17 protein-coding genes (1 of these 17 running past the window's edge) are annotated in these 19075 nt (G+C 64.2%); all 17 read left to right on the top strand.

All coding sequences use genetic code 11. The features are described 5' to 3' along the window. Positions 1-504: the final stretch of a DNA polymerase III subunit gamma/tau gene (gene dnaX, locus GH660_RS06950; protein WP_153145914.1), read on the top strand. 1113 nt of this gene lie to the left of the window's left edge; only the last 504 of its 1617 coding nucleotides appear in the window; the start codon falls outside the window, past its left edge; it ends in the stop codon at positions 502-504. 13 nt (positions 505-517) lie between these two features. Further along, positions 518-841, top strand: a complete 324-nt coding sequence (locus GH660_RS06955) for a YbaB/EbfC family nucleoid-associated protein (protein ID WP_153145915.1) — start codon at positions 518-520, stop codon at positions 839-841. Positions 842-845: 4 nt separating this feature from the next. Beyond that, positions 846-1445 (top strand): recombination mediator RecR, encoded by a 600-nt coding sequence (gene recR / locus GH660_RS06960; protein WP_153145916.1) that lies wholly within the window; start codon positions 846-848, stop codon positions 1443-1445. Positions 1446-1528: 83 nt separating this feature from the next. Next, a complete protein-coding gene (gene petA / locus GH660_RS06965; RefSeq protein ID WP_153145917.1) occupies positions 1529-2125 on the top strand; it encodes a ubiquinol-cytochrome c reductase iron-sulfur subunit in 597 nt (198 codons plus the stop codon). A 3-nt stretch (positions 2126-2128) separates the two neighbouring features. After that, a complete protein-coding gene (locus GH660_RS06970) occupies positions 2129-3430 on the top strand; it encodes a cytochrome b N-terminal domain-containing protein (protein WP_153145918.1) in 1302 nt (433 codons plus the stop codon). A 13-nt stretch (positions 3431-3443) separates the two neighbouring features. Next, the gene (locus tag GH660_RS06975; protein ID WP_153145919.1) at positions 3444-4163 is read left to right on the top strand and encodes a cytochrome c1; all 720 of its coding nucleotides are present in this window, start codon (positions 3444-3446) and stop codon (positions 4161-4163) included. Between the two features lie 82 nt (positions 4164-4245). After that, positions 4246-4842: a glutathione S-transferase N-terminal domain-containing protein gene (locus GH660_RS06980; RefSeq protein ID WP_153145920.1), complete on the top strand. Its 597-nt coding sequence runs from the start codon at positions 4246-4248 to the stop codon at positions 4840-4842. A gap of 3 nt (positions 4843-4845) precedes the next feature. Further along, on the top strand, positions 4846-5274 hold the full coding sequence (locus GH660_RS06985) for a ClpXP protease specificity-enhancing factor (RefSeq protein WP_153145921.1): 429 nt from the start codon (positions 4846-4848) through the stop codon (positions 5272-5274). A gap of 127 nt (positions 5275-5401) precedes the next feature. After that, the gene (locus GH660_RS06990; protein WP_153145922.1) at positions 5402-8125 is read left to right on the top strand and encodes a nitrate reductase; all 2724 of its coding nucleotides are present in this window, start codon (positions 5402-5404) and stop codon (positions 8123-8125) included. 18 nt (positions 8126-8143) lie between these two features. Further along, positions 8144-9133 (top strand): DNA-binding protein YbiB, encoded by a 990-nt coding sequence (gene ybiB / locus GH660_RS06995; protein WP_153145923.1) that lies wholly within the window; start codon positions 8144-8146, stop codon positions 9131-9133. Positions 9134-9385: 252 nt separating this feature from the next. After that, entirely contained in the window at positions 9386-11830 is a 2445-nt protein-coding gene (nirB, locus tag GH660_RS07000; protein WP_153145924.1) for a nitrite reductase large subunit NirB, read from the top strand. A 22-nt stretch (positions 11831-11852) separates the two neighbouring features. After that, a complete protein-coding gene (nirD, locus tag GH660_RS07005) occupies positions 11853-12164 on the top strand; it encodes a nitrite reductase small subunit NirD (RefSeq protein ID WP_153145925.1) in 312 nt (103 codons plus the stop codon). A 131-nt stretch (positions 12165-12295) separates the two neighbouring features. Then, a complete protein-coding gene (locus GH660_RS07010) occupies positions 12296-13108 on the top strand; it encodes a formate/nitrite transporter family protein (RefSeq protein ID WP_153145926.1) in 813 nt (270 codons plus the stop codon). 98 nt (positions 13109-13206) lie between these two features. After that, positions 13207-14943, top strand: a complete 1737-nt coding sequence (locus GH660_RS07015) for a bifunctional protein-serine/threonine kinase/phosphatase (RefSeq protein ID WP_153145927.1) — start codon at positions 13207-13209, stop codon at positions 14941-14943. 345 nt (positions 14944-15288) lie between these two features. After that, a complete protein-coding gene (locus tag GH660_RS07020; RefSeq protein WP_153145928.1) occupies positions 15289-16503 on the top strand; it encodes a NarK/NasA family nitrate transporter in 1215 nt (404 codons plus the stop codon). Between the two features lie 28 nt (positions 16504-16531). After that, entirely contained in the window at positions 16532-17323 is a 792-nt protein-coding gene (locus GH660_RS07025; RefSeq protein WP_153145929.1) for a type IV pili methyl-accepting chemotaxis transducer N-terminal domain-containing protein, read from the top strand. Between the two features lie 45 nt (positions 17324-17368). Continuing rightward, positions 17369-19075, top strand: a complete 1707-nt coding sequence (locus tag GH660_RS07030) for a bifunctional protein-serine/threonine kinase/phosphatase (RefSeq protein ID WP_153145930.1) — start codon at positions 17369-17371, stop codon at positions 19073-19075.

Genomic DNA, 19075 nt, shown 5'->3' on the forward strand with positions numbered 1-19075 from the left:
GCTGCGGTTCAGCGGCCCACTTTGCTTCCCAAAAGCGAGCCGGTGGCTGCAGCGACGGTTGCCGAGTCAGTCGCCAACCCAGGGAAGGCCGCACTGCCGCCCACGTCGCGGGGTGCCGCCGTGGAGAACGGGCCGTGGTATGAAATGGTCGCCGCGCTCCAGTTGAACGGCCTGGCGCGGGAACTCGCGCAGCATTGCGAACTGCGCGAACTCAGCGACGGGGATTGCGTACTTCGCCTGGCGCCTGCGCACGGCCATCTGCAGATGAAACCGGCGCCCGATAAATTGCGCCAGGCGTTGAGCGATTATCTGGGGCGGCCGATCGCGTTGCGCTTCGAATTGGCGCAGACCGAGGCCGATACCCCGGCGGCAACCGTCGGGCGCGAGCGCCGAGAACGCCAGGACCAGGCGATTGCCTCGATCGAACAGGATTCCTTCGTCCGCGATGTCATCGAAAGTTGCGATGCCTCGCTGGTCGAATCGTCAATCAAACCCATCGAATAGCGGAGATACATACATGATGAAGGGTGGTTTGGCTGGTCTGATGAAACAGGCCCAGATGATGCAGGACAACATGAAGAAGGTGCAGGAGCAGCTGGCTCAGACCGAAGTCGAAGGGCAGTCCGGCGCCGGCATGGTCAAGGTCGTGATGACCTGCGCTCACGATGTCCGCCGGGTCAGTATCGATCCTTCGGTTCTCGATGACAGGGAAATGCTCGAGGATCTGGTTGCGGCAGCCGTCAATGACGCCGTTCGTCGTGGCGAGGAACTGAGCAAGGAAAAGATGGCCGGCTTCACGGCCGGCATGAACCTGCCCCCGGGCTTCAAGCTGCCGTTCTGAGCCTGTGAATCCATCGGGCCTCGAAGCGCTGATCGAGGCGTTGCGCTGCCTGCCCGGCGTCGGGCCAAAATCGGCACAGCGCATGGCCTACCACCTGTTGCAGCACGACCGGAAGGGCGCGCAGCGTCTCGGTGACGCCATCGCGCATGCCGTGGCATTGATCCGCCATTGCCAGCGCTGCAACACATTTACCGAGAGCGAGATTTGCGAGCGTTGCGCGTCGCCGCGCCGCGACGCATCGTTGCTTTGCGTCGTCGAAACGCCGGTCGACATGAACATGATGGAGCAAACGCAGGCCTATTCAGGGCTCTACTACGTCCTGATGGGGCGCATTTCTCCACTCGACGGCGTTGGCGCGCGCGAACTCGGGCTTGAAAGACTGTTGTCCCGGATTCTCGACGGCGCGGTGCGCGAGGTGATCCTCGCCACCAACTACACCAACGAGGGGGAGGCGACGGCCCACTACATCATGTCGATGCTGAAGCCGAAGGGCATCACGGTGACGCGAATCGCCCGCGGCGTACCGGTCGGCGGTGAACTCGAGTACGTCGATAGCGGAACTCTGGCGCAGGCATTGCGCGAGCGCAGGACTTGCGCAGATTGACAATGGCTTTTATCGCGAGTTCCGTTGTCGTATAATTTAGCGTTTATTTTTAATCCCATCCAATTCCTTTAGGGGTCAGCGTTATGAGCAATCAAGGAAAAATGGACTGCGGCAGGCGGCGTCTGATCGTCGCTACCGCGGCCGTCGGCGGGGTAGGTGCGGTTGCCGCACTTGTGCCGTTCGTCTCCAGCTTGCTTCCGTCCGAGCGTGCCAAGGCTGCAGGCGCTCCGGTAGAAGTCGATATCGGCAAGCTTGATGCCGGCCAGATGATGACCGTCGAATGGCGAGGCAAGCCGGTCTGGGTCATCAACCGCACCAAGGCCATGCTCGAAACCCTGCCCAAGCTCGACGACCAGGTCGCCGATCCGAAATCCGAGAAGCCGCAGCAACCCCAGTACGCGCAGAACGAGCATCGCTCCATCAAGCCGGAATACATGATCGTCGTCGGAATCTGCACCCACCTCGGTTGTTCGCCGTCTTCCAAGTTCAAGGCCGGTGCCGAAGAAGGGATGCCGGCCAACTGGCTGGGCGGCTTCCTGTGCCCCTGCCATGGTTCGACTTTCGACTTCGCCGGCCGCGTCTTCAAGGCGAAGCCTGCCCCGACCAACCTCGAAGTGCCGCCGCACGTGTATCTTTCCGATACGCGGGTTCTGATCGGCGAAGACAAAAAGGGAGCGTAAGAAATGGCTGCTGGCAATTTCGAAAAGTACAAGTCCGACGGCTCCATCGGGGGCAACGTGCTGGAGTGGGTCGACGCCCGCTTCCCGGCAACCTCGATGTACAAGGGACACCTCTCCGAATACTACGCGCCGAAGAATTTCAACTTCTGGTACTTCTTCGGTTCGCTGGCCCTGCTGGTCCTGGTCATCCAGATCGTCACCGGCATCTTCCTGGTCATGCACTACAAGCCGGATGCCGCGCTGAACGCCAACGGCGTGCCCATCGCCTTCGCGTCCGTCGAGTACATCATGCGCGACGTCCCGGGGGGCTGGATCATCCGCTACATGCACTCCACCGGTGCTTCGGCCTTCTTCATCGTGGTCTACCTCCACATGTTCCGCGGCCTGCTCTACGGTTCCTACCGCAAGCCGCGCGAGCTGACCTGGCTGTTCGGGGTCGGCATCTTCCTGGTGCTGATGGGCGAGGCTTTCTTCGGTTACCTGCTGCCGTGGGGGCAGATGTCCTTCTGGGGCGCGCAGGTGATCGTGAACCTGTTCTCGGCCATCCCGGTCATCGGCCCCGACCTCTCGATCATCATTCGCGGTGACTATGTCGTCGGCGATGCCACGCTGAACCGCTTCTTCTCCTTCCATGTCATCGCCTTCCCGCTGATCCTGCTCGGCCTTGTCGCGGCGCACCTGCTGGCACTGCACGAAACCGGCTCGAACAACCCGGATGGCATCGACATCAAGGAAAACAAGGACGAAAACGGCATTCCGCGCGACGGCATCCCGTTCCATCCCTATTACACCGTGAAGGACATCGTCGGTGTCGTGGTCTTCCTGATGGTCTTCTCGGCCGTGCTCTTCTTCGCGCCGGAAGGCGGCGGTTATTTCCTGGAAACGCCGAACTTTTACCCGGCCGACCCGCTGAAGACGCCGCCGCACATCGCGCCGGTCTGGTACTTCACGCCGTTCTACTCGATCCTGCGTGCCATGGTCTGGAACTTCTTCGGCCTCGACGCCAAGTTCTGGGGCGTGGTGGCGATGGGTGCCTCGGTCGTGATCTTCGCCTTCCTGCCGTGGCTGGATCGCAGCCCGGTGCGTTCGATCCGCTATCGCGGTCCGATCTACAAGACGATGCTGACCATCTTCGTGATCTGTTTCTTCATCCTCGGCTATCTGGGTACGCTGTCGCCGTCGCCGATGGGCGAACTGGTTTCCCAGGTCTGCACGGTGTTCTACTTCGGATTCTTCCTCGGCATGCCGTGGTGGTCCCGCATGGACAAGTTCAAGCCGGTCCCCGAACGTGTGACGATGAAGTGAGAGGATGCATAAAATGAAAAAATTCCTGATCACATTGCTCTTCGCGCCGATCATGGCCTTTGCCAGCGGCGGCAATGTCCATCTCGACAAGTGGCCGGGTTCGGTGAGCGACAAGGCGGCCCTGCAGAACGGTGCCAAGCTGTTCGTCAATTACTGCCTGAACTGCCACGGCGCTTCCTACATGCGCTACAAGACGCTGACGGAACTGGGCCTGACCGAGCAGCAGGTTAGGGACAACCTGATGTTCACGTCCGACAAGATCGGCGGGCTGATGGCTGTCGCAGCGCGTTCCGACGAGCAGAAGCTGTGGTTCGGCGCGACGCCGCCGGACCTCACCATCGTTGCCCGTGCCCGCGGCGAAGCCGGCAATGCCGGCGCCGGCGCCGACTGGCTCTACACTTACCTGCGTTCCTTCTATCGTGACCCGAACCGTCCGACCGGCTGGAACAACGTCGTGTTCGAAAATGTCGGCATGCCCAACCCGTTGTGGCAGCTGCAGGGCCAGCAGGTGCGGGATCATGAGTCGCACAAGCTGGAAATGGCGGTGCCCGGTCAGCTTTCCCCGGCTGAATTCGACAAGGCGGTTTCCGACCTCGTCGGCTTCATGGTCTGGATGGGCGAGCCGCAGCAGGAATTCCGCCGTACCCTGGGCTGGTTCGTTCTTGCCTTCTTGGCACTGCTCTTCGTGGTTTCCTACGCTTTGAAGAAGGAATACTGGAAAGACATTCACTGATCCAACACGGATCAGCTGACGGCATCGCGGGTTTGGCTTCGGCCGGCCCCCGGTGCCGAATCTCATTTTGAGGGTAACACCAATGATGAACCTCTACTCGGGCACCACCTGCCCATTCAGCCATCGCTGCCGCATCGTCCTTTACGAAAAAGGCATGGATTTCCAGGTCATCGATGTCGACATGTTCAACAAGCCGGAAGATCTGGCTGTCATCAACCCGCACAACCGCGTGCCGGTTCTGGTCGAGCGCGATCTCGTGCTGTTCGAGCCAAACATCATCAACGAATACATCGACGAGCGTTTTCCGCATCCGCAGCTGATGCCTGCTGACCCGATCATGCGGGCCCGCGCCCGCCAGCTGCTGGTCGGCATGGAGCGCGAGATCTTCTCGTTCATGGAAGTGCTCGAGAAGAACGGCAAGACCGCCGACAAGGCGCGCCAGGAAATCCGTGCCCGCCTGACCGAGATCATCCCGATCTTCAACAAGCAGAAATTCATGCTGGGCGACGAATTTTCCATGCTCGACGTGGCGATCGCGCCGCTGCTGTGGCGCCTCGACCATTACGGCATCGACCTCGGCAAGGCCGCGGCGCCGCTGATGAAATACGCCGAGCGCATCTTCAGCCGCCAGGGTTTCATCGACGCCCTGACGCCGTCCGAAAAAGCGATGCGCAAGTAAGGCATGGAACTGCCCTCGACCAAGCCCTATCTTGTCCGGGCCATCTGGGAATGGTGCTGCGACAACGGCTTCACGCCATACATCGCGGTCCAGGTCGATGCGCGTACCAACGTACCGCGCGAGTTCATCCGTGATGGCCAGATCGTGCTCAACCTTGGCCCCGATGCGACCAACAAGTTGCAGATTGGTAACGATCTGATCGAATTCCAGGCCCGCTTCGGTGGCGTCGCACGCCAGCTGTCGGTGCCGGTCGACCGGGTGTCGGCGATCTATGCGCGGGAGAACGGCGCCGGGATGGCTTTCGAGGTCGGTGACGAAGGCGGCCAGGCGGCCGAGGAGGCCGCAGAGCCGTTGCCTGAAGACGCCGCCGATGAAAATCCGGAGCCGCCACGCCCTGAAGGAGGGCGTCCCAAGCTGCAGCGCATCAAATAGGGACATTAGTTGCGGTCTACGCACCAAAACAGGGAGATTTCCGCAAGGAGTCTCCCTTTTTTATGCCCAATCCCGTGATTTTCTATATGGCACGCCTGTTGCTCTAAGGCAGGCCGGAAGGAAAATCATGAAAACGGAAGTCAAATCCACCTGTTGTTACTGCGGCGTCGGCTGCGGTGTGCTGATCGAAACCGAGGAGGGCAGGATTGCCGGCGTTCGCGGCGACCCTGAACACCCGGCCAATCGCGGGCGCCTATGTACCAAGGGTGCGACCCTGCACCTGACCGCCGACCCGACCTATCGCCTGCAGTATCCTGAGCGCCGCGCGACGCGCGGCGGCGAACGCCAGCGCGTCAGTTGGGATGCTGCCCTCGACGAAGCCGCCGAGCGCTTCGCCGCGACCATCCGCGCCCACGGCCCGGATTCGGTCGCGTTCTACATCTCGGGCCAGTTGATGACCGAGGACTACTATGTCTTCAACAAGTTGGCCAAGGGGCTGATCGGCACCAACAACGTCGATACCAATTCGCGGCTCTGTATGTCGTCGGCCGTCGCCGGCTACAAGCAGACGCTGGGTGCCGATGCGCCGCCGTGCAGCTACGCGGACATTCTGCAGGCCGGGCTTATCTTCATCGCCGGCGCCAACCCGGCGGTCGCGCATCCGATCGTCTTCCGCTACATCGAGGATGCGCGGGCGGCCAATCCCGACCTGAAGATCATCGTCGCCGACCCCCGCCGTTCCGAAAGTGCCGAGATCGCCGACCTCCACCTGCCGATCAAGCCGGGCACCGACATCGCCCTGTTTAACGGCATGCTGAACATCCTGATCAACGAAGGCCTGGTCGATCCCGATTACATCGCCGCGCATACCACCGGCTTCGAGGCGCTGGCCGACATCGTCAAAAATTACCCGCCTGCAATCGCCGCCGATATCTGCGGCATTCCGACCGCCGACCTGCTGCAGGCGGCGCGCTGGTTCGCCGCCAGCGGCGCATCGCTGTCGCTGTACTGCCAGGGGCTTAACCAGTCGGCGCACGGCACGCACAACAACGCCGCCCTCATCCACCTGCACCTGGCGACCGGGCAGATCGGCCGGCCGGGCGCCGGCCCGTTCTCGCTGACCGGCCAGCCCAACGCCATGGGCGGGCGCGAAGTCGGCGGCCTCGCCAACCTCCTGTCGGCACACCGTGATCTCGGCAATCCGGCGCATCGCGCCGAGATGGCGCGCTTCTGGGGCGTGCCCTTCGTTCCCGCGCGGCCCGGCAAGTCTGCGGTCGACCTGTTCAAAAGCCTGAAAACCGGCGAGATCAAGGCGGTCTGGATCGCCTGCACCAACCCGGCGCAATCGCTGCCCAACCAAGCGGCCGTGCGCGAGGCGCTGCAGGCCGCCGAGTTCGTCGTGCTGCAGGAAGCCTACGGCAACACCGACACCGCCGACTACGCCGACCTCCTGCTGCCCGCCAGCGGCTGGGGCGAAAAGCACGGCACCGTGACCAATTCGGAGCGCTGCATCAGCCGCGTCCGGCCGGCGGTGGCGGCGCCCGGCGAAGCACGCCACGACTGGGAGATCGTCGTCGATTTCGCCCGCCGCCTCGGCCGGAAGCTGGATCACGCCGGCGTCGACCGGCTGTTCCCCTACGACGATGCCGAAGCCATCTTCAACGAGCACCGCGAGACTACGCGCGGCCGCGACCTCGACATTACCGGCCTGAGCTACGCGCTGCTCGAAGCCGACGGGCCGCAGCAATGGCCGTACCCGGAAGGTGCCAGCGCCGGCAAGGTCCGCCTCTACGAGGACGGGCGTTTCCCGACCGCCGACGGCCGGGCTCGCTTCGTCGCCGTCGAGCACCGGCCGACCGCCGACGTGCCGGCCGAGGAAGCGCCGATCAGCCTGCTCTCCGGTCGCATGCGCGACCACTGGCACGGCATGAGCCGCACCGGCACGGTGCCGCGCCTGTTCAATCTCGAGGATGAGCCGCTGCTCGCCATGCATCCCTGCGACATGCGCCATCGCAACCTGGAAAGCGGCGATCTCGTGCGCGTCACCAACGCCCGCGGCGCAATGACCGTCCGCGTCGCCGAGCGTCCTGGCCTGCAACGCGGCCGCGCCTGGATGCCGATGCACTGGGGCAGCCAGTTCATGAACTCACCCGGCGCCAACGCGCTGGCCTGCGACGCCGTCGACCCCTATTCCATGCAGCCGGAACTGAAGCATGCGGCGGTGCAGATCGCCCGCGTCGACTTGCCTTACCCGCTGGCCATCGTCCGTCGCTGCGCCAGTCGCAGCGACGCGCTGGTCCTGATGCAGGAAGCCAGATCAAAGATTGCCGCGTTTCCCTATGCGACGATAGCGCTGTACGGACGTAGCAGCCCGCTGGTGGTTTTCCGGGCAGCGGCGGCCGCTGCCGTCGATGACGCGCTGATCGCCGAACTGGACCGCCTGTTCGGCATGGATACCGACGACGGGGCCATCGTTTACGTGGATGCCCGGCGCAGCATCGCCAAGAAGGCGATCGCCCGTGAGGGCAGGCTGCTGGGCGTGCGGCTGGCCGGCGAGACGCTGGCGCAGGGCTGGTTGAAGCAGGCGATGGCGGAGGACGAACTCGACGCCAGCCTGATTCGCCTGGCGCTGGCGCCGAGTGCCAAGCCGCCGGTGACGGTGGCGCCGCGCAACATCGTCTGCAAGTGCGCCGACGTCAGCGACGTCCAGATTCAGAAGGCACTGGCCCAGGGCGCCGACCTGGCCGGCCTGCAGGAAAAGCTGAAATGCGGCACTTTTTGCGGGTCCTGCGTGCCCGATGTCAAGCGCATAGTGGCACAATATGGGACACAAGAAGCTGCGGCAGCCTGACCGCGGCTGGAGGAGACGATGAGTTACGCCCAGTACATCAAGGAAATCGGTCGCGGCGCCGAGGGCGCGCGCGACCTTTCCGCCGAGGATGCCCAACGCCTGTACGCGGCCATGCTCGATGGCGGTGTGCCTGACCTCGAGCTCGGGGCGATCATCCTCGGCCTGCGCGTCAAGGGCGAATCGCTCGACGAGATGCTCGGTTTTCTCGCGGCCACCGAGGAGCGCACCGAAATCATGCTGCGGCCGCACGGACGCGTGCGCCCGATTGTCCTGCCGACCTACAACGGCGCCCGCAAGGAAGCCAACCTGACCCCGTTGCTGGCGCTGATGCTGCAGCGCTTCGGCGTTCCCGTGCTGGTCCATGGCCTGCTCGAAGGCTATGGCCGGATCACCAGCGGCCACGTGTTTCGCGAACTCGGCATCATGCCGGCGGTTTCGGTGACCCAGGCGCAGGCGACGCTCGAGCAGAAGGGGCTGGCCTTCGTGCCGCTCAGCGCCATGGCGCCCGGCATCCACAACCTGCTCGCCCTGCGCGCCCGCCTCGGCGTGCGCAACAGCGCGCACAGCCTGGTCAAGATGCTCGACCCCTTCCGCGGCGAGGGCGTGCTGGTGGCGGCGGCGACCCACCCGGATTTCATCGAACTGATGCGCGACATGCTGCTGGCGCTCGATCGTCCCGGCCTCCTGCTGCGCGGCACCGAAGGCGAGCCGTTCGCCAATCCCAAGCGCCGGCCGCGCCTCGAATACGTGCATGACGGTTGTGCCGACATCCTGTTCGAAGCCGAGCACGACAGCCTGCGTGCCTTGCCCAACCTGCCCGAGGGCACCGATGCGGTGACCACCGCCGCCTGGATCCGCCGCGTCCTCGATCATCAGCTGCCGCTGCCCAAGCCGATCGCCAACCAGCTGGCATGCTGCCTGTTCGCTTCCGGCTACGCCGAGGACTTCAACCAGGCCAAGGCCATCGTCGCCGTCGAAGCCAGCAGTCTGGCCGCCAACGGCGGCTAGAAATTCCCCGTTTTGTTGCACCGCAACGGGCTGTGGCGCCCGTGTTTGGTGCAGGTCTGCTGCGGTCGACCATGTTGAAATGTAAAAAATCAACGGCTTAGATTGCTGGCACGGTGATTGCGAGCATCTGGCCAGGACAGCGATAGCCCGCCAACGAAGGCGGCTTCGGCCTAACGGCCAACCCTGTGGCAACGACGTCATGCGCTGATATGAATTTTGCACCCCCGGGTGCGCGCAACGTTGGAGCCAAACATGAGCAAACCCCGTCTCGTCCTGATCGGCAATGGCATGGCCGGTGTCCGCACCGTCGAAGAACTGTTGAAGATCAAGCCGGATCATTACGACATCACCATCTTCGGTGCCGAACCGCACCCAAACTACAACCGCATCCTGCTTTCCCCGGTGCTGGCCGGCGAAATGACCATCCAGGAAATCGTCCTCAACGAACTGGACTGGTACAAGGAAAACAACATCACGCTGCACACCGGCAAGCAGATCGCCAAGATCGACCGCGTGAACCGCAAGGTCGTCGCCGATGACGGCACCGAGGAGCACTACGACCGCCTGCTGATCGCCACCGGCTCGACGCCCTTCATGCTGCCGGTCCCCGGCAATGACCTGCCTGGCGTCATCGGCTACCGCGACATCAAGGACACCGACGAGATGATCGACGCCGCGACCCGCCACAAGCACGCGGTCGTCATCGGCGGCGGCCTGCTCGGCCTGGAAGCGGCCAACGGTCTGAAGCTGCGCGGCATGGACGTCACCGTCGTCCATCTCGGCCCGTGGCTGCTCGAGCGCCAGCTCGACGAAGTCGCCGGCCGCATGCTGCAGAAGTCGCTCGAAGACAAGGGCCTCAAGTTCCTGCTCGAAACCCAGACCGAGGCGCTGATCCAGGGCGAATCCGGTCGCGTCGCGGCGATCCGCTTCAAGGGCGGCATGCAGATCCCGGCCGACCTCGTCGTGATGGCCGCCGGCATCCGCCCCAACTACGGTTTGGCCGAAAAGTCCGGCATCTACTGCAACCGCGGCATCGTCGTGAACGACACGATGCAGACCTACGATCCGAAGATCTATGCGGTCGGCGAATGCGTCAGCCACCGCGGTATCGCCTACGGCCTGGTCGCCCCGCTGTTCGAGCAGGCCAAGGTCGCCGCCAACCATCTGGCCGGCTACGGCATCGGCCGCTACACCGGCTCGGTGACCTCGACCAAACTCAAGGTGACCGGCATCGACCTGTTCTCGGCCGGCGATTTCATGGGTGGCAAGGACACCGAGGAAATCGTCCTCAACGACCCGCACGGCGGCGTGTACAAGAAGCTGGTGATCAAGGACAACAAGTTGGTCGGCGGCGTCATGTACGGCGACACCGCCGACGGCCCGTGGTATTTCCAGCTGTTGAAGGACGGCCGCGACATCCACGACATCCGCGATTCGCTGATCTTCGGCCAGAACCTGGTCGGCGACGTCGGCCACGCCGGCAAGAGCAAGGCCGCCGAAATGGCCGATTCGGCCGAGGTCTGCGGCTGCAACGGCGTGACCAAGGGCGTCATCGTGCAGGCGATCAAGGCCAAGGGCCTGTTCACGCTGGACGAGGTCAAGAAGCACACCAAGGCCGCCTCGTCCTGCGGCTCCTGCGCCGGTCTCGTCGAGCAGATCCTGGCGTCGACCATCGGCGGTGCCTACACCCCGGCGGCGCTCGATACCAAGCCGATGTGCGCCTGCACCGACCATTCGCACAAGGCGGTGCGCGAGGCCATCGTCGCCCAGCACCTGACGACCAAGGAAGCGATCTTCAAGGCGCTCGAATGGAAGACGCCGAACGGCTGCGACAAGTGCCGCCCGGCGGTGAACTACTACCTGATCTCGACCTTCCCGCACGAAGCCAAGGACGATCCGCAGTCGCGCTTCATCAATGAACGCGCCCACGCCAACATCCAGAAGGACGGCACCTACTCGGTCGTGCCGCGCATGTGGGGCGGCCTGACGACGCCGGCCGAACTGCGCGCCATCGCCGACGCCGCCGAGAAATACAACGTCCCGACGGTCAAGGTCACCGGCGGCCAGCGCATCGACCTGCTCGGCGTCAAGAAGGAAGACCTGCCGAAAATGTGGGCCGACCTCAACGCCGCCGGCATGGTCTCCGGCCACGCCTACGGCAAGTCGATCCGCACCGTGAAGACCTGCGTCGGCGCCGAGCACTGCCGCTTCGGCACGCAGAAGTCGATGACCATGGGCATCAAGCTCGAGAAGATGCTGTTCGACATGTACTCGCCGCACAAGGTCAAGCTGGCAGTTTCCGGCTGCCCGCGCAACTGCGCCGAAGCCGGCATCAAGGACGTCGGCGTGATCGGCGTTGATTCCGGCTACGAGCTGTACATCGGCGGCAACGGCGGCATCAAGACCGAAGTCGCGCAGTTCCTGTGCAAGGTCAGGACCGACGAGGAAGTCATGGAATATTCCGGCGCTTTCCTCCAGCTCTACCGCGAGGAGGGGTGGTACCTGGAGCGCACCTGCCACTACATGGAGCGCGTCGGCCTCGACTACATCAAGAGCAAGATCCTGGAAGACGAGGAAGGGCGCAAGGCGTACTACTTCCGCCTCCTCGACTCGCTGAAGGACGCCAAGGATCCATGGCAGACCTCACGCGAGGAACAGCCGATCAAGCAATTCATCCCGATCAAGCTCGAAGCCTGATCACCGGAAAGGACACAAGAACATGAGCAACTGGAAACTGATCTGCAAGCTGGACGACATCCCGCAACTCGGCTCGCGGGTCGTGCAGCGCGCTACCGGCGGCGACATCGCCATCTTCCGCAATGCCGAGGACGAGGTCTTCGCGCTGCACGACAAGTGCCCGCACAAGGCCGGCCCGCTGTCGCAGGGCATCGTCCATGGCCGGCGGGTGACCTGCCCGCTGCACGGCTGGAACATCGGCCTCAATGATGGTCAGGCCGTGGCGCCCGACGTCGGTTCGTGCTCGACCTTCCAGGTCAAGGTCGAGAACGGCGAGGTCTATCTGGCCCTCTGAGCGGCTTAAGCACTACGAGGGCCGGCAGTGCCGTCGGCCCGCTCGGTCCCAATGGTGGGATCCAGCTTCCCCGGCCTTGAGAGCAGGCCCGGGAGGTTCCAAAACAAACCAAATCCGAAAAGGAAACCACCATGGCCTATCTGGCACCCACCGAATTCGTCACGAAGATGATCGACGCAGGCGAATCGAAAATCTTCATGTCCACCCGCGACACCCTGATCCGCGCCTACATGGCCGGCGCCATCCTGTCGCTGGCTGCGGCCTTCGCAGTGACCGTCACCGTCCAGACCGGCCAGCCGCTGGTCGGCGCCATGCTTTTTCCGGTCGGCTTCATCCTGCTCTACCTGCTCGGTTTCGACCTGCTGACCGGGGTGTTCACGTTGTGCCCGCTGGCCCTGATCGACAAGCGCCCCGGCGTCACCACGAACGGCGTCCTGCGCAACTGGGGGCTGGTGTTTGTCGGCAACTTTGCCGGTGCGCTGACGGTGGCGGTGATGATGGCCATCATCTGGACCTATGGTTTCACCGAGGCGCCCAACGCTGTCGCCCAGAAGATCGGCACCATCGGTGAGGGCCGTACGGTGGGCTATTCGGCCCACGGCGCCGCCGGCATGCTGACGCTGTTCATCCGCGGGGTGCTGTGCAACTGGATGGTGTCCACCGGCGTCGTGTGCGCCATGATCTGCACCAACGTTTCGGGCAAGATCATGGCCATGTGGATGCCGATCATGGTCTTCTTCTACATGGGCTTCGAGCACTCCATCGTCAACATGTTCCTATTCCCGTCCGGCCTGATGCTCGGCGGTAACTTTACGATCATGGATTACCTGATCTGGAATGAAATTCCGACCGTTGTCGGCAACCTCGTCGGCGGTCTGGCCTTTGTCGGTCTGACGCTATATTCGACGCACGTCCGCACGGCACCGAAGCGCAAGGCCATCTGATCCGTCCCGGTGCATGAAAGAGCCTCCGCCGCCTGGTTGGGGGCTTTTCCAATTTTGGGCAGAATTTCGCGGTCGACCGCAGCAGAGGCAGAATTCCCATGAGCCGTCATCTCAAAGTCGCTGTCGGGCAGTATTCCGACAAGGGGCGCAAGAACCTGAATCAGGATTTCCACGGGGTTTGCCTGCCCAGGGAGCCGCAGCTTTCCGCCAAGGGCGTCGCCGTGGCGCTGGCCGACGGGATCAGCAGCAGCCAGGTCAGCCAGGAGGCGGCGCAGTCGGCGGTCACCGGCTTTCTTGAGGATTACTATTGCACCTCGGACGCCTGGTCGGTGAAGAAATCCGGCGAGCATGTGCTGACGGCGACCAATTCCTGGCTGCATTCGCAAACCCAGCAGAGCCAGCACCGCTACGACCGCGAGCGCGGATACGTTTGCACCTTCAGCGGCCTGGTCATCAAGTCCACGACGGCGCACCTCTTCCACGTGGGCGATGCGCGCATCTACCGGCTGCGGGGGGGCGAGTTGATCCAACTCACCGAAGACCACCGTGTCTGGATGAATTCGCAGCAAAGCTACCTCGCCCGCGCCCTGGGTATGGATCGCAAGGTGGAGATCGACTATTTGCCGGTGCACCTGGCCGTCGGCGACCTCATGATCCTCTCTACCGACGGCGTTTACGAGCACACCGACCTCGGCGCCGTCCAGAGCGCCCTCGCCGCCGGTCCCGACCTCGATGCCGCCGCCCGGGCGATTGTCGAGGGCGCCCTGGAACGCGGCAGCGGCGACAACCTGACCATCCAGTTGATTCGTATCGACGAATTGCCCGATCCGGAAGCCAACGAAGTCTTCCGGCAGATTTCCGACTTGCCGTGCCCGCCGCAACTCGAAGCGCGCAATGTTTTCGAGGGCTACCAGATCGTTCGCGTCATCAAGCGTAGCGCGCGCAGCCACATCTATCTGGCGGTCGATAGCGACACCGGCGAGCGGGTGGTGATCAAGACACCCTCGGTCGACATGCAGGTCAACCCGGCGGCACTCGAACGCTTCCTGCTCGAAGAATGGATCGCCCGCCGCATCAATAGCACACATGTCCTGAAGCCGTGCTCGCAGACAAGGCAGCGCCAGAGCATCTACGTCGTTACCGAATACATCGAGGGCCAGACCCTGACGCAATGGATGATCGACAACCCCAAGCCCGATCTGGCAACGGTGCGCGCCATTCTGGAACAGGTCTCCAAGGGCCTGCAGGCCTTCCACAGGCTGGAGATGATCCATCAGGACCTGAAACCCGACAACATCATGATCGACGGCACCGGTACCGTGAAAATCATTGATTTCGGCGCCACCCGCGTTGCCGGGCTCGAAGAAGTGGAAACGCCCATCGAGCAGATCAACCTGCTCGGCGCGGCACTCTACGCGGCGCCGGAATATTTCCTTGGCGAACAGGGTGGCCAGCGCGCCGACCTTTACTCGCTTGGCGTCATTGCCTACCAGATGCTCTCCAGCGGCTTTCCCTACGGCACGCAGGTGCCCAAGTCACGCACCAAAGCGGCGCAGAAAAAACTCGTCTACAAGAGCGTGCTCAGCGAAGAGCGCGAGATTCCCGCCTGGGTCGACGACGCCATCCGCAAGGCTGTGCACCCCGACCCGCTGGAGCGCTACGACGAAATCTCGGAATTCATCTACGACCTGCACCACCCGAACAAGGATTTCCTCAACAAGACCCGCCCGCCACTCATCGAGCGCAACCCAGTGATTTTCTGGAAGGGGGTTTCATTCGTGCTTGCGGTATTGCTCGTCGTTTCGCTGGTGGCACGGGCGCACAGCATCGGCTGACGCGGTCAACCGGGAGTCTTGGCCAAAAATGGCTGGCGGGCACGCCATTGGCCGAGGCGGATCCGGTGGAGGGCAAGACGGGTCATACGGAGCGCTTTGGTATCGGCGCGAAAACAATTGCTGCACCGCAATGAAGAACGGTGCATTGAATTGGTGCGGTTTGACCGGGAAGGCTGAAGCGAAAAGCCCGATTTTGGCGCGAAACGGACTTGGCACGGTAATCGCTTACTCAAAAATAACGCCGTAGCACCTACCAATGGAGGTAGGTGGATGACAACGATGTCCACGTTGATCTAATCCTTTCAAACTAGGGGTCGTCTTCGACCCTGCTACGAGAGCACGCACATGGACAAAAAATCATTCCTGCAGGCCGGCCATACGCCGACCCTGCTCGCCGCCTTCCTCTACTTCGACCTCGCCTTCATGGTCTGGGTCATCCTCGGCCCGCTCGGCGTCGGCATCGCCAAGGATCTCGGACTGAGCCACGCCGAAAAGGGCCTGATGGTCGCCACCCCGGTGCTGGCCGGCGCGCTGCTGCGCATCGTCATGGGCATTCTGGTCGATCGCCTGTCGCCCAAGAAGGCGGCGATCATCGGCCAGGTCGTCGTCATCGGCGCCATGCTCTATGCCTGGTTGGTCGGCGTCCATTCCTACGGCGAAGTGCTGGTCCTCGGCCTCTTCCTCGGCGTCGCCGGCGCCTCCTTCGCCGCCGCGCTGCCGCTCGCCTCGCGCTGGTATCCGGCCGAGCACCAGGGCACGGCGATGGGCATCGCCGGCGCCGGTAACTCCGGCACCGCCCTCGCCGCGCTGTTCGCGCCCGGCCTGGCCGCTGCCTTTGGCTGGACCAACGTCTTCGGCATCGTGCTGATTCCGTTGGTCATCGTGCTGATCGCCTTCGTCTTCATGGCCAAGGACGCGCCGGACGCGCCGCCGCCCAAGACCTTGGCCGAGTACCTGAAGGTCCTCAAGGACAAGGACGCCTGGTGGTTCATGTTCTTCTACTCGGTCACCTTCGGCGGCTTTGTCGGCCTCGCCTCGTCGCTGGTCATCTACTTCAACACCCAGTACGGCCTCGACCCCAAGATGGCGGGCTTCTTCACCGCCGGCTGCGTCTTCGCCGGCTCGCTGGTGCGCCCGATCGGCGGCAACGTCGCCGACCGCGTCGGCGGTGTCAAATCGCTGACCGTGATGTACATCTTCGCCGCCATCTTCCTGGCCATTGTCAGCTTCGGCCTGCCGGAAGCCTGGATGGCGCTGGTCGTCTTCGTATGCGCCATGCTCTCGCTCGGCATGGGCAACGGCGCCGTGTTCCAGCTGGTGCCGCAGCGCTTCAAGAAGGAAATCGGCGTCATGACCGGTCTCGTCGGCATGGCCGGCGGCGTCGGCGGCTTCTACCTGGCGTCCAGCCTCGGCTACTCGAAGCAGATGACCGGCAGCTACCAGATGGGCTTCCTGATCTTCGCCGCGCTGGCCGTGCTCGCCCTGGTCGGCCTGACCGGCGTCAAGACCCGCTGGCGCACGACCTGGGGCGCCAGCCACCTGACGACGGCCAAGATCTGATCACGCAACCCCGACAGAGAGAAGAACAATGAAAAGAAGGCAATTTCTGGCGTCGACCGCAGCGCTGCTGTTCGCCCCGACGGTTTTCGCCGCCGAAGCGGGCAAGGGCAGCCTGACCGTGGGCGCGGCGATCAACAAGGCCGGCCGCCAGCGCATGCTGTCGCAGCGCATGGCCAAGGCCTACGCCATGCAGGTGGCCGGCGTCATGCCGGACAAGGCGGGCAGCCTGCTCGAACAGTCGCGCCGCCTGTTCGAGGCGCAGCTCGCCGAGCTGAAGACGCTGGCGCCGACCGAGGCGATCCAGGCTGCGCTCGCCGATCTCGACAAGGCCTGGGCGGCCTACCGCGACGTGCTCGGCCGCCCGCGCACGCCGGAAAACGGCCGCCTGGTGCTGGTCGAGTCCGAGAAGACCCTGCGCGCCGCGCACGCGCTGACCGGGCTCTACGAAAAGCAGGCGGCGAACGGCGCCGGCCATCTGGTCAACATTTCCGGCCGCCAGCGCATGCTGTCGCAGCGCATGGCCAAGTGTTTCCTGTTCGAGCAGTCGGGGGTCGGTTCCGACCAGCTGAAGAGCGAGCTGGAGGCGGCGCGCCGCGATTTCGTCGCCGCCCTGGCCGAACTCAACGCGGCGCCGCAGAACACGCCGGAGATCCGCACCGAACTGGGGCTCGCCAACACGCAGTGGCTGTTCTTCGAGCAGGCGCTCAACGGCAAGGAAAGCCGCGACATCGCCGCGCGCAACGTGGCGACGACCAGCGAGCGCATCCTCGAGGTGATGGACGGCCTGACCGGCCAGTACGAAAAGCTGGTGCGCGCGTGATGGTGCGGCGGGGCGGTGGCGCGCGGGCAGGGTAGTATCCGCTCCATGGGAACCCAGCAGAACAACCGCCTCCGCCTCGCCGTCGGCCATTCCTCGCTGACCGGCCCGCGCGAGCGCAACGAGGACTATTGCGGCGTCGTCACGCCGGAAGGCCAGGAGCTCGCCAACAAGGGCGTCATTGCCGCCGTCGCCGACGGCATCGGCGGCCACAAGGGCGGGCGCGAGGCGGCCGAGTACACGGTGCGCGGCCTGCTCTCCGACTATTTCGCGACGCCCGACACCTGGGGCGTCCCGCGCGCCATCGAGACGGTGACGACGGCGCTCAACCGCTGGGTGATCGCCGAGGGCAGCCGCAACGCCGAGCTGGCCGGCATGGCGACGACGCTGTCGGTCCTCGTCCTGCGCGGTCGACGCTACTACACGGCCCATATCGGCGACAGCCGCATCTATCGCCTGCAGGATGGGCGCTTGCTGCCGCTGACCGTCGACCACACCTGGGAACACCCGGAACTCAACAACGTGCTGTCGCGCGCCATCGGCCTCGACCCGCGCGTGCTAATGGATTTTACCGACGGCGACCTGGCGGTCGACGATCGTTTCCTGCTCGTTTCTGACGGCATCTGGGGCGTCCTGCCCGATGCGCTGATCGCCGAGGTGCTGCTCGATCACCCCGAGCCGCAGGCCGCCGCCGCCGCGCTGACCAGCCTGGCGCTGGCCCAGGGCGGCCACGACAATGCGACCGCCGTCGTCGTCGACGTCCTCGCCCTGCCGGCGAACAGCCTGCGCGACAGCCTGGAGAGTGCCGCCAGCCTGCCGTTGCCGCATCGCCTCAAGGTCGGCCACGAGCTGGACGGGCTGATCGTCGAGGAAATCCTCCACGATGCACGGGAAACGCTGCTCTACCGCGTGCGCAATCCGCGCAGCGGCCAGCAGCTGGTGCTCAAGACCCTGCAGCCGACTATGACCGGTGACGCCGACGCGAGCGCTGCGCTGCTGATGGAGGAGTGGCGGGCCCGGCGCGTCGTTTCGCCCTTCTTCCCGCAGGTCGTGCCGGCCGAGGACAAGAGCTGCCTCTACTACCTGATGACCTGGCACGCCGGCGCGACGCTGCAGGCGCGGCTCGACGCCGACCAGCATTTTCCGGCCGGCGAGGTGGTGCGGCTCGGCATCGCGCTGCTCAAGGGCATCGCCACGCTGCACCGGCTCGACATCGTGCATCGCGACATCAAGACCGACAACCTCCACCTCGGCCAGGACGGCGTGCTGCGCATCCTCGACCTCGGCGTCGCCCTCAGCCTCGGCGAGCGCAAGCCGGACGATCCCGTGGGCCAGGCCGGCACGCCGTCGTACATGGCGCCGGAGCTGTTCGAGGGGGCGCCGCCGGCGCCGGGCTTCGATCTTTATGCCGCCGGTGTTACGCTGTATCACCTGCTGACCCGCAAATATCCCTATGGCGAGATCGAGCCCTTCCAGAAGCCGAAATTCGGCGAGCCCGCCCGCCCGACCCGCTGGCGGCCGGAGATTCCCGGCTGGCTGGAGAACCTCCTGCTCAAGGCCGTGGCGCGCGAGGCGAAGGACCGCTTCGAAACTGCCGAGGAGTTCCTGCTGGCGCTCGAACGCGGGGCCGCGCGGCCGGTCGCCGCGCCCGGCCGGCAGCCGCTGGTGCAGCGCAACCCGCTCATGCTGTGGAAGCTCGTCGCCGCGGCATCGCTCGCGGTCAACCTCGTTTTATTGCTCAAATTGCTGCGCTAG

It is taken from the genome of Dechloromonas sp. H13 (assembly GCF_009469615.1).
GTDB lineage: Bacteria > Pseudomonadota > Gammaproteobacteria > Burkholderiales > Rhodocyclaceae > Azonexus.

What these genes read in the sequence shown, in the direction of transcription:
- GH660_RS06975 (WP_153145919.1), top strand. Translation starts at nt 3,444, where the DNA reads ATGAAAAAATTCCTGATCACATTGCTCTTCGCGCCGATCATGGCCTTT.
- GH660_RS07010 (WP_153145926.1), top strand. Translation starts at nt 12,296, where the DNA reads ATGGCCTATCTGGCACCCACCGAATTCGTCACGAAGATGATCGACGCA.
- GH660_RS07015 (WP_153145927.1), top strand. Translation starts at nt 13,207, where the DNA reads ATGAGCCGTCATCTCAAAGTCGCTGTCGGGCAGTATTCCGACAAGGGG.
- GH660_RS06985 (WP_153145921.1), top strand. Translation starts at nt 4,846, where the DNA reads ATGGAACTGCCCTCGACCAAGCCCTATCTTGTCCGGGCCATCTGGGAA.
- ybiB (WP_153145923.1), top strand. Translation starts at nt 8,144, where the DNA reads ATGAGTTACGCCCAGTACATCAAGGAAATCGGTCGCGGCGCCGAGGGC.
- GH660_RS06955 (WP_153145915.1), top strand. Translation starts at nt 518, where the DNA reads ATGATGAAGGGTGGTTTGGCTGGTCTGATGAAACAGGCCCAGATGATG.
- nirB (WP_153145924.1), top strand. Translation starts at nt 9,386, where the DNA reads ATGAGCAAACCCCGTCTCGTCCTGATCGGCAATGGCATGGCCGGTGTC.
- GH660_RS07020 (WP_153145928.1), top strand. Translation starts at nt 15,289, where the DNA reads ATGGACAAAAAATCATTCCTGCAGGCCGGCCATACGCCGACCCTGCTC.
- GH660_RS06980 (WP_153145920.1), top strand. Translation starts at nt 4,246, where the DNA reads ATGATGAACCTCTACTCGGGCACCACCTGCCCATTCAGCCATCGCTGC.
- nirD (WP_153145925.1), top strand. Translation starts at nt 11,853, where the DNA reads ATGAGCAACTGGAAACTGATCTGCAAGCTGGACGACATCCCGCAACTC.
- GH660_RS07030 (WP_153145930.1), top strand. Translation starts at nt 17,369, where the DNA reads ATGGGAACCCAGCAGAACAACCGCCTCCGCCTCGCCGTCGGCCATTCC.
- petA (WP_153145917.1), top strand. Translation starts at nt 1,529, where the DNA reads ATGAGCAATCAAGGAAAAATGGACTGCGGCAGGCGGCGTCTGATCGTC.
- GH660_RS06990 (WP_153145922.1), top strand. Translation starts at nt 5,402, where the DNA reads ATGAAAACGGAAGTCAAATCCACCTGTTGTTACTGCGGCGTCGGCTGC.
- GH660_RS06970 (WP_153145918.1), top strand. Translation starts at nt 2,129, where the DNA reads ATGGCTGCTGGCAATTTCGAAAAGTACAAGTCCGACGGCTCCATCGGG.
- GH660_RS07025 (WP_153145929.1), top strand. Translation starts at nt 16,532, where the DNA reads ATGAAAAGAAGGCAATTTCTGGCGTCGACCGCAGCGCTGCTGTTCGCC.